Raw genomic sequence first — 3,320 nt, 5'->3', positions numbered from 1 at the left:
GCCCAGCTCCACCCGGAAGCCGCGCAGCTTCACCTGCGTGTCCGCCCGGCCCAGGAACTCCAGGTTCCCGTCCCCCAGGTACCTCGCCCTGTCCCCCGAGCGGTACAGCCGTGAGCCTGGCGCCCCGTACGGGTCCGGCACGAAGCGCTCCGCCGTCAACTCTGGACGGTGGATGTACCCGCGCGTCACGCCCTCCCCGCCGATGTACAGCTCGCTCGCCACCCCCGACGCCACTGGCTTCAGTGCCCCGTCCAGCACGTACATCCGCACGTTCGCGAATGGACGCCCAATCGGCACCAGTCGGTTGTCTCCCGCCACCAGCGCGTCACTCTCGAACCACGTGCTGTCGATGGTCGTTTCGCTGATTCCGTACGAGTTGATGAGCCGGGTGGAGGCTCCAATCACGCCCCGGATTCGCCGGTACTCATTCACGTACCAGGCGTCCGAGCCTGCGATGAGCACCTTCATCTTCTCCAGCCGCTGCCCCGTCTCCTCCAGGTGCTGAAGCAACCCTCTCAACACCGCCGGCACGAACTCCGCGCAGTCGACGCCCTCCGCCTCCATCAACCCGTGCAGCTTCCCAGGCTCCAGCAGCCACTCGCGCGGGCTCAGCACCAACTTCCCGCCCGAGCACAGCGCTCGCGACAAGTCTCCGCCGAAGACGTCGAAGGAGAAGCTCGCCATTTGCAGGTGGCTTTGGACTCCCGCCTTCAGCCCGTAGCTTCGCTCCCACCCCAGGTACGCATTCGCCCAGCTACGGTGCGACACCATCACGCCCTTCGGCGTCCCCGTGCTTCCCGACGTGAAGACGACGTACGCCAGGTTCTCCGGCTGCGCCGTCCGCGTGGGTGCCTCCGTGGGCAGGCCCGCTCGTGCGGGGGCCTCCGCGTCCAGCAGGTAGCGGCGCAGGCCCGGCGCCTCCACCGTCCCCTCCAGCGACTGCTGCGTCAGCAGCAGTGACATGCGCGACTCCGACACCATCAGCGCCAGTCGGTCCGCCGGGTATGACGGGTCCAACGGGACGTACGCCCCTCCCGCTTTCAGAATGCCCAGAAGCGCCACCAGCAGCCTCGGCGTGCGCTCCAGGCACACGCCCACCAGCACCTCCGGGCCCACGCCCTGGCTTCGCAGGTGGTGCGCCAACTGGTTCGCCTGCGCCTCCAGCTCCCCGTACGTCAGCGCGGCTTCCCCAGGCGCCACCACCGCCTGCGCCTCCGGCGTCAGGCGTGCCTGCTCCGCGAAGCGCTCGGCAATCCCCTGCTCCGCCGGCAGCACCACGTCGGTGTCGTTCCACTCCACCAGCACACGACGCCGCTCTGCTTCTCCCAGCATCGGCAGGTCCAGCACGCGCGCGTCCGGATTTGCCGCGATGCCCTCCAGCAGCACGCTGAAGTGCGCCAGCATCCGCTGCGCCGTCGCCGCGTCGAACAGGTCGGTGTTGTACTCAAGCGACGCGGACAGGCCCTGGCCACGGTCTCCCATGTCGAGCGACAGTTCGAACTTGGCGGTGTCGCCCTCGGCGTCCACCGGTTGCAGCCTCAGTCCGGTCGGGAGCTGGGCCACGGGCAGGGGCGCGTTCTGGAGCGAGAACATCACCTGGAAGAGCGACGAACGGCTCATGTCGCGCTCGGGCTTCAGTTCCTCCACCAGCTTCTCGAACGGCACCTCCTGGTGCGCGTATGCCCCCAATGCCACTTCCCGCACCTGACGCAGGACCTGACGGAAGCTGGCGTCACCCGCGATCTGGGTGCGCAACACGAGCGTGTTGATGAAGAAGCCGATGAGGCCCTCCAGCTCCGTCCGGTTGCGACCCGCGATGGGCGTGCCCACGCTGATGTCGTCCTGCCCGCTGTAGCGCGCCAGCAACACCTGCCATGCGGCCAGCAGCGTCATGAAGGGCGTCGCGCCTTCTTCGCGGCTCAGCGCCCAGAGGGCATCGCGCAGCGACAGGGGCATCGTCACGGAGCAATTGCTGCCCCGGAACGTCTGCACCGCCGGACGCGGACGATCCGTCGGCAGCTCCAGCGCGTGCGGTGCTCCCCCCAAGTGCCGCTTCCAGTAGGCGAGCTGCGCCTCCAGCACCTCACCCTGCAACCAATCGCGCTGCCACGCCGCGTAGTCCGCGTACTGGACCGCCAGCTCCGGCAACGGAGACGGCTGCCCCGTGCTGTACGCGCCGTAGAGGGATGCCACTTCGCGCACCAGCACGCCTCGCGACCAACCGTCGGAGACGATGTGGTGCACCGACAGCAGGAGCACGTGCTCCACTTCCGTCAGCCGGATCAGCGTCACCCGGAAGAGCGGGCCCTGCTCCAGGTCGAACGGACGCCGGACCTCTTGCTCCGCCAGGGCCTGTGCACGGGCTTCGCCGTCCACTTCGCCCGACAGGTCCACCCACGTCAGGGGCACTTCGCTCGCGGGTGCCACCACCTGCACCGGGCTGCCTGACATCGCGCGGAACGTCGTGCGCAGGGACTCGTGACGGCGCACCAGTTCGCCGAACGTGCGGCGCAGCGCGCCCACGTCCAGTTCGCCCGACAGCCTCACGGCCGTCGGGATGTTGTAGGAGGTTCCACCCGGCTCCAACTGATCCAGGAACCACAGGCGCTGCTGCGCGAACGACAACGGCAGTGCGTCCGTGCGGGCCACCGGCACCAGCGCCGGCATCCGCACCCCGCCGCCCGAGTGGACCGCGAGGTCGATGCGCGCGGCCAGCCGCTCCAGCACCGCGTCCTCGAACAACGCACGCAGCGGCAGCTCCACCTGGAACGTCTGGCGGATGCGGGAGATGGCCTGCGTCGCCAGCAACGAGTGCCCGCCCAGCTCGAAGAAGCTGTCGCCCAGGCCCACCTGCTTCGCGCCCAGCAACTCACTCCAGATGCTCGCGAGCTGCTGCTCGGTGGGCGTGCGCGGCGCCGTGAAGCCTCGCGCATCGCCGTCCAGTTGCTCCGGCTTCGGCAGGGCCTTGCGGTCCACCTTGCCGTTCGCGTTGAGCGGCAGCGCCTCCAGCACCACCAGCGCCGAGGGCACCATGTACTCCGGCAGCCGTCCCTTCAGCTCGCTTCGCAGCGCCGTGACTTCCACCGTGTGGCCCGGCTTCGCCACCACGTACCCCACCAGCCGCTTGTCTCCGGGCACGTCCTCCCGCGCCACCACCACCGCCTCGCGCACGCCCTCGCATGCGCTCAGCCCTGCCTCCACCTCGCCCAACTCCACCCGGTAGCCACGCACCTTCAACTGGAAGTCCACGCGCCCCAGGAACTCCAGCTTCCCGTCCTCCCGCTGCCGGACCTTGTCTCCCGTCCGGTACAGCCGCCCTC

The 3,320-nt window shown here is 69.2% G+C and carries 1 protein-coding gene; it reads right to left on the bottom strand.

What is annotated here, in order from left to right; all coding sequences use genetic code 11:
• A partial coding sequence (locus D7V88_RS39980; protein ID WP_120545755.1) for a non-ribosomal peptide synthetase occupies positions 1-3,320 on the bottom strand: 3,320 nt, incomplete at both ends.

The organism is Corallococcus terminator, assembly GCF_003611635.1.
In the GTDB taxonomy this organism is placed as follows: domain Bacteria; phylum Myxococcota; class Myxococcia; order Myxococcales; family Myxococcaceae; genus Corallococcus; species Corallococcus terminator.
This window is presented reverse-complemented; position numbering and strand designations above follow the sequence as displayed.